The organism is Streptomyces sp. SID4985 (genome assembly GCF_009863025.1).
Classification (GTDB): Bacteria; Actinomycetota; Actinomycetes; order Streptomycetales; family Streptomycetaceae; genus Streptomyces.
In genome coordinates this window covers 1-6,242 of sequence record NZ_WWIR01000648.1, presented here as the reverse complement: position 1 = coordinate 6,242, position 6,242 = coordinate 1, and the positions used below count along the sequence as shown (strand labels likewise).

Genomic DNA, 6,242 nt, shown 5'->3' with positions numbered 1-6,242 from the left:
GTCGGCGCGGGGGCGTTCGCGTCACCGCTCACCGGACCGGCGGCGGACAGGTCGCTGTCGAGGAAGGCGTCGGTGGAGGAGCGCCGGGCCCGGCGCCCCGCGTCCTGCGCCTCCGGGGCCGGGGTCTCCTCGGCCACGTCCTCCTGGACGGCCGGGAGCCGCAGGGCGACCGTCCCGGCGCCGCCGCCGAGCGGCACCTCCAGGACGTACGCGCTGCCGCTCATGCCCGGGACCTCGTGCGTCTGCAGCACACCGCCGTGTGCGCGGACGATTCCGCGCACGATCGGCTCGTGCACCGCGTCGCCCCCGGCGTACGGGCCGCGCACCTCGATCCGGGCGACCTCGCCGCGCTGGGCGGCGGCGACCACGACCGTGTTGTCCAGGTAACCGCCCGCCGAGACGGGCGCGTTGCCGGTGGCGTCCACGCCCGCGACGTCCGCCACGAGGTGGGCGAGCGCGGTGGCGAGGCGCTGCGGGTCGACCTCCGCCTCGATGGGCGGGGCGTGCACGGCGAACTGCACGCGGCCGGGACCGATCAGTTCGACGGCGCCGTCCACACCGGCGGCGACCACGGCGTCCAGCATCACCTTCGTACGGGTGATGTCCTCGCTGCCGGAGTCCAGGCGCTGGTAGGAGAGGACGTTGTCGATGAGGGCGGTGATGCGGGCGTACCCGGCGGACAGGTGGTGGAGGACCTGGTTGGCCTCGGGCCACAGCTGCCCGGCGTCGTCGGCGGCGAGGGCGGCCAGTTCGCGGCGCAGCTCGTCGAGGGGGCCGCGCAGGGAGCCGTCGAGCAGGGTGAGCAGCTGCTCGTACCGGGCGGCGAGGGCCTCGTGGCGGTCCTTCTCGCGCTCGGCGAGGGCCGCGTACCGCTCCTCGCCCGCCGCCAGCTCCTCCTCGTGCTTCTCACGCAGCTCGGCCAGCTCGGTGTCGCGCTCCTCGCGCAGCGCGGCGAGTCGGGTGTCGCGGTCCTCGCGCAGTTCCGCGAGCTGGGTGTCCCGGTCCTCGCGCAGCTCCTCCAGCTCGGCCACGTGCTTCTGGCGCAGCGCGGTCAGGTCGGAGGCGTGCTCCTCGGAGAGCTTCTCCAGCTCCTCGGCGTGCGCCTTCTCCAGCTCGGACTTCTCCACCGAGAGCGTCTCGTAGGCGCGCCGGTCGGTGAAGGTCATGACGGCGCCGACCAGCTGGTCCCCGTCGCGCACCGGCGCGGTGGTCAGGTCGACCGAGACCTCGGCGCCGCTCTTGGCCCACAGCACCTGCCCACGCACCCGGTGCTTGCGCCCGGAGCGCAGGGTGTCGGCGAGGGGGGACTCCGCGTACGGGAAGGGGGAGCCGTCGGCCCGCGAGTGCAGGACGAGGGTGTGCAGCTCCTTGCCGCCCAGCTCGCCCGCGCGGTAGCCGAGGATCTGCGCGGCGGCCGGGTTGACCAGCACGATCCGCCCGTCGGTGTCCGTACCGACGACGCCCTCGGAGGCCGCCCGCAGGATCATCTCGGTCTGCCGCTGCGAACGCGCCAGCTCGGCCTCGGTGTCCACGGTCCCGGACAGGTCCCGTACGACGAGCATCAGCAACTCGTCGCCGGTGAAGCCGGAACCGTCGTACGCCTGCTGCCCGTTCTCCAGGTTCGCGCTGGTGACCTCGACCGGGAACTCGGTGCCGTCGGTGCGCCGGGCGACCATCCGCGTCGGCTTCGTGCGGCCGCGCGGGTCCATGTGGTCGGGGCGGCGCATGGAGCCGGGGATCAGCTTGGAGTCGAACTGCGGAAGCAGATCGAGCAGCCCGCGTCCGACGAGTGCCGTGCCGGGGGACTCGAAGGTCTCCAGGGCGATGGTGTTGGCGTTGACGACGGTCCCGTTGGCGTTGACCAGGAGCAACGCGTCGGGCAGCGCGTCGAGTATGGCTGCGAGGCGAGCAGCGCCTCGGGATGGCCTGCTGCTCACGAGACGCTTCCTCCCTGTTACCGCACCTTGCCTACCGCTCGGGCCATCTTGCCAACCGGCCCGCGGGGGTGTCACGCGAGGGAGTCTAAGGGCAGCGGTCGCGCTCGCGGCGCCGGATACGGGGGAGGTCCCACGAGGAAGTGACCCCGAACATGTGCCCACCCACGCCCCCGGCCGCCGGGCCCCGACTTCTCCCCCGCCCTTCCTCCTCCCCTTCCCCTCTCCTTCTCCCCCTCTTCCTCCCTTCCCCCTCTCCTCCGCCACGCCAGAGAAGCCCTTTGCCCTGCGGCCCTCGCGCCTAGTACCGTGGGGGTCGATTGGTGACGCGGCGCTCGCCTGTGTCATCATCTGCACGCACCAATCGCGCGCTCGCGTGTGATCGGTTGTGCTGGAGGCGTCGCCTAGTCCGGTCTATGGCGCCGCACTGCTAATGCGGTTTGGGACTTACATCCCATCGAGGGTTCAAATCCCTCCGCCTCCGCACCATCCCGAAGCCCCGGTCCCCAGGACCGGGGCTTCGGCGTTTCCTGATCGCGTTTCCGTGTTTCCGCCCCGCGTCCGGTCGCCCGGGCCGGCTGTCCCACCTCACCCCAGATTCGCGTTTCCGCAGGTCAGAGGGGGTGATCGGATCGGATTTCACATGGCGGCGGCAGTCATGTAATGTTCTTCCTGTCGCCGGGACGGGCCGAAAGGGCCGGAACGGAAGACAAAAACAAAAGAACAAGCACTCGTAGCTTAACGGATAGAGCATCTGACTACGGATCAGAAGGTTGCAGGTTCGAATCCTGCCGAGTGCACAGTGAAGAGGCCCCGGAGAGATCCGGGGCCTCTTGCGTTTGCCGTACTTCGTGATCGGGGCCCGGGGCCGGGCCGGAAATGGAGGCGGAGTTGAGTGTCATGGGCGCGTGGGTCATCGGGACGTTGCCCGACCGGAGGATCGGTGAGCTGCTGCGCGCGGCGGTCCGGGCCTCGCCGCCGACACCGATGCCGTCGTACGTCCATGTGCCCGGGGAACTGGACTGGTGGCGGAGCACGGCACCGGAGTCTCTGTTCAGCGCGTCCGAGTCCTCACCCGGCAGCTGGGTCGCCGGTGCGGACGCCTACCGGCTGAGCGCGTTCTTCGACGGCTGCCAGGACCACTCCGACGCGGTGGAGGCGCTGGGCGACGCCGTCATGGACGCGTTCCCGCCCCAGGGGGAGGCTGGTCTGTTCGCCGCCGTGGCGCGCAAGGCCGGCCCCTTCTCGGCCTTGGCCTACGCGCTCGGTCCCGATGCGGTGCTGCGGCTGCCGGGCTGGTTCGGGGACTTCCTGCTGCCCGCCGAGGAGGTGCGCGCCCGGCTCCCCGAGGCCGAGGAGGCCCTCGACCTGACCGGGGCTCGGCGGCGCGAGGCGGTCGAGCGGATCCACCGGTGGATGACCGCTCTGGGCGACGATCCCGACCACGACGCCGAGGCCCTCCTGGACGGCCCCCTGCGCGTACTTCGCCACGCCGCCCGCACCGGGCAGGGCGCGGCGGGCCTCGTCCGCTGGTACTGACGGTGCCCCTGTAACGTCCCCGGCCCCCAACGCCGTGTAAAGGGTGACTTCGGATCAGGGAAGGGTGCCATGGCTGGCAGAGCGGGGCGGGAGTACCAGGAGTTCGCGGTGGCGCGGGGGGCGCATCTGTTCCGTACGGCGTGTCTGCTGACCGGGGGCGACTGGCATCTCGCCGAGGACCTGGTGCAGGAGACGCTGGCGAAGATGTACTGCTCGTGGCGGCGGATCAACCGGGACAGCTCGCCGGTGGCGTACGCCAACACCGTGCTCACCCGCACCTTTCTCTCGCACCGCCGCAGGCGCAGCTCCTCCGAGCGGCCCAGTGACCGGATGCCCGATCTCGTGGGGCGTTCCGACGACGCCGCGCTGCGGCTGACCCTGCTGGAGGGGCTGGCCCGGCTGTCGGCCAAGGACCGTGCCGTGCTGGTGCTGCGGTACTGGGAGGACCGGTCGGTGGAGGAGACCGCCGAGATCCTCAGGGTCTCGCCGGGCGCGGTCCGGACCCAGAGCCTGCGCGCGCTGCGCCGGCTGCGTGCCGTACTCGGCGACCAACTGGCCGAGCTGGCACCCCAGTAGACCCGGCAGCCCGTCGGCCGGCACCCGTTGCCGGAAAACCAGACCCGTCATCGTCCGGGGCCTCGTGCCCCTTCCTCGTCATACCGCTCAGGAAACGGAGATTCGTCATGCCCGCAGACGCCCACGACGCGTTCGAGCAGCGGCTGCCCGCCGCGCTGGACGACGCCGCCCAGGATCTTCCCCCGCTGCCCCCCGGCCTGCTGGAACGCGCCGCCCGGCGCGGGCGCCGGCGGCGGATGTGGCGGGCCGCGCAGGTGGGGGGCGGTGCCGCGCTGACGGTGGCCGCGCTCGGCGGGGCGCTGGTGGGCACCGGCGTCCTCGGGGGCACCGGAACACCGGCTGTGGTTCCGGGGCGGGCCGCGACCGCTGCCTCCGCCGACCCGGTGCCGTCCGTCAGCGGGAACGACGTGGCGGCCACGCTGCGGAGCCTGATGCCGAAGGGCGGGACCGTCTCCCAGGTGTCGGGCACGCGGACGCCCGACGCCCTCTCGGCCAAGCTCGTCCACACCGGCGCGGGGGGCGCGTCGACCGCGCTCGACCTCACGATCTCCCGGCAGCAGGCGCACGGCTGCCTGCCCGTCGAGGTGCGGCCGTACGACACGTGCACGACGAAGCGGTTCCCCGACGGCTCCGTGCTGTACTCCACCAAGTCCTTCACCTATCCCAACAGCCCTGACGGGCAGCGGCGTTGGTACGCGGAGTACCTCACCGGCGACGGCGTCCAGCTGTTCCTGGAGGAGTTCGGCGGGGGCGGCGAGAAGGAGTCCGCGTCGGGCGTCGAGCCGGGGCTCTCCCTCGAGCGGCTCGGCGAGATCGTCCGCAGCCCGGCCTGGCTCCCGGCCGGCTCTTCCCTCCCGGCCCGGGACGGTTCCGAACCGGCGCCGACACAGCCGGAGATGCCCTCCGCCGACCGGATGACCTCACTGCTCACCGCCCTGCTGCCCAAGGGGCACGTCTCGGACGTGAACAGCTCCCCGGGCACGGTGCAGCTGGTGCACGACGACGGTGCCGGGAAGACCATGGTCGAGGTGGACGTACAGCCGGACCGGGGCAAGGTGCTGGCCCGGCACATGGACTGCGAAGGCGATCACCTCGTCTGCGACAGCGTGGTCCTGAAGGACGGGACCAAGGTCAAGATGACCCGGAGCCACTCGGAGAAGGGCGGCAAGGCGGCCGTCTGGCAGGTCGACACGCTCCGCCCCGACGGCCTGCGCGTCCTGGTACGGGAGATCAACTCCTACGCCGAGGCGGGCCCCGTCACCCGGCCCAGGCCCGTGCTGGGCATGGAGCGGCTGCGGGTGATCGCCCTCGACGAGCGGTGGCGCCCCTGACGGCCGTACGACGAGGTCAGTCCTCGTTGTCGTTCAGCCGCTCCAGACTGGCGTGTGCCAGGGCCGTGCCGCGGGTGAACCAGTCGGTGAGGACGCCGAGTTCGGTGGGGGAGTACTCCGCGAAGAGGGCCGTGAGGTTCTCGTAGTGGCTGGCGTACTCCGCCCCGACCCGGATCACCGCGTCCGGTACGGCGGCCACCCGGACGCGGCGGCGGTCGGCGGGGTCGGGGCGGCGGGTGACGTAGCCCGCGCGTTCCAGGCGGTTGAGGATGCCGGTGACCGCGCCGGTGGTGACGTGCGCGCGGGCGGCGAGGTCGCCCGCGGTGAGCAGGTCCTCGCCCGCCTCCAGGACGAAGCCGAAGCAGGTGAGGTCCGTGACGTTCAGGCCCAGCCGCCGGGCCAGCTCCTGCTGGCCGATCAGATGGGCGGCGATGAGGTGGTCCATCGCCGAAAGCGCCTGGGCCGGGGTCGCGGGCGGTCGGGCGGGGCGGTCCATCTGGTCAGATTCCTTAGCTTGTGAGATATTCGGGGTGCGAATCTCTTAGTTGGTGAGACGTTCCCTGGAGGGGTCTTCATGAGTCTGTACGACGAGGGTCACACGATCGCTGGCTGGACCGGTGTCGGCGTCGCCACGGCGGGGTCGTGTGTCCTCGGGGTGGGTGTGTGCGTGGTGTCCGTGCCGTACCTCGTGGGCGGGGCGGCGATCGTGGGGCTGGGGGTTCTCGTCACCTGGGTCCTGCACCTGGCGGGCTGGGGCAAGCCACCGGGGGTACGGCCCCGGGACCAGTGGGGGATGCGGGTCCGGGACACGGCGGCGAGGGGCGGCCATCCGGGATGCGTCGGGTGCCGGCTGGCCGGGCGG

The 6,242-nt window shown here is 72.1% G+C and carries 6 protein-coding genes and 2 tRNA genes; 6 read left to right on the top strand and 2 right to left on the bottom strand.

What is annotated here, in order from left to right:
* Positions 1–1,937, bottom strand: a 1,937-nt coding sequence (locus tag GTW40_RS28320) for a PAS domain-containing protein (protein WP_343245811.1), incomplete at its 3' end; no start/stop codon positions are given.
* A 390-nt stretch (positions 1,938–2,327) separates the two neighbouring features.
* On the opposite strand from GTW40_RS28320, the gene GTW40_RS28315 reads away from it, so the two are divergent.
* The 5 genes from GTW40_RS28315 to GTW40_RS28295 all read left to right on the top strand — a co-directional run bounded on the left by GTW40_RS28315 (position 2,328) and on the right by GTW40_RS28295 (position 5,380).
* Positions 2,328–2,418: transfer RNA gene (locus GTW40_RS28315), tRNA-Ser, on the top strand.
* A 243-nt stretch (positions 2,419–2,661) separates the two neighbouring features.
* Positions 2,662–2,734: transfer RNA gene (locus tag GTW40_RS28310), tRNA-Arg, on the top strand.
* Positions 2,735–2,834: 100 nt separating this feature from the next.
* On the top strand, positions 2,835–3,473 hold the full coding sequence (locus GTW40_RS28305; protein ID WP_161182984.1) for a hypothetical protein: 639 nt from the start codon (positions 2,835–2,837) through the stop codon (positions 3,471–3,473).
* 69 nt (positions 3,474–3,542) lie between these two features.
* Entirely contained in the window at positions 3,543–4,049 is a 507-nt protein-coding gene (locus GTW40_RS28300) for a SigE family RNA polymerase sigma factor (protein WP_161182983.1), read from the top strand.
* A gap of 107 nt (positions 4,050–4,156) precedes the next feature.
* Positions 4,157–5,380 carry a hypothetical protein gene (locus GTW40_RS28295; RefSeq protein ID WP_161182982.1) on the top strand — a complete coding sequence of 408 codons (1,224 nt, stop codon included), beginning with the start codon at positions 4,157–4,159 and terminating at the stop codon, positions 5,378–5,380.
* Between the two features lie 16 nt (positions 5,381–5,396).
* Here the strand turns inward: GTW40_RS28295 and GTW40_RS28290 are convergent, their stop codons facing one another.
* Positions 5,397–5,876, bottom strand: a complete 480-nt coding sequence (locus GTW40_RS28290; RefSeq protein ID WP_161182981.1) for a helix-turn-helix domain-containing protein — start codon at positions 5,874–5,876, stop codon at positions 5,397–5,399.
* A 78-nt stretch (positions 5,877–5,954) separates the two neighbouring features.
* Between GTW40_RS28290 and GTW40_RS28285 the strand changes: the two genes are divergently transcribed.
* Positions 5,955–6,242 (top strand): HGxxPAAW family protein (locus GTW40_RS28285; protein WP_161182980.1); only part of this gene is annotated, 288 nt, incomplete at its 3' end.

What these genes read in the sequence shown, in the direction of transcription:
- GTW40_RS28305 (WP_161182984.1), top strand. Translation starts at nt 2,835, where the DNA reads ATGGGCGCGTGGGTCATCGGGACGTTGCCCGACCGGAGGATCGGTGAG.
- GTW40_RS28300 (WP_161182983.1), top strand. Translation starts at nt 3,543, where the DNA reads ATGGCTGGCAGAGCGGGGCGGGAGTACCAGGAGTTCGCGGTGGCGCGG.
- GTW40_RS28295 (WP_161182982.1), top strand. Translation starts at nt 4,157, where the DNA reads ATGCCCGCAGACGCCCACGACGCGTTCGAGCAGCGGCTGCCCGCCGCG.
- GTW40_RS28290 (WP_161182981.1), bottom strand. Translation starts at nt 5,876, where the DNA reads ATGGACCGCCCCGCCCGACCGCCCGCGACCCCGGCCCAGGCGCTTTCG.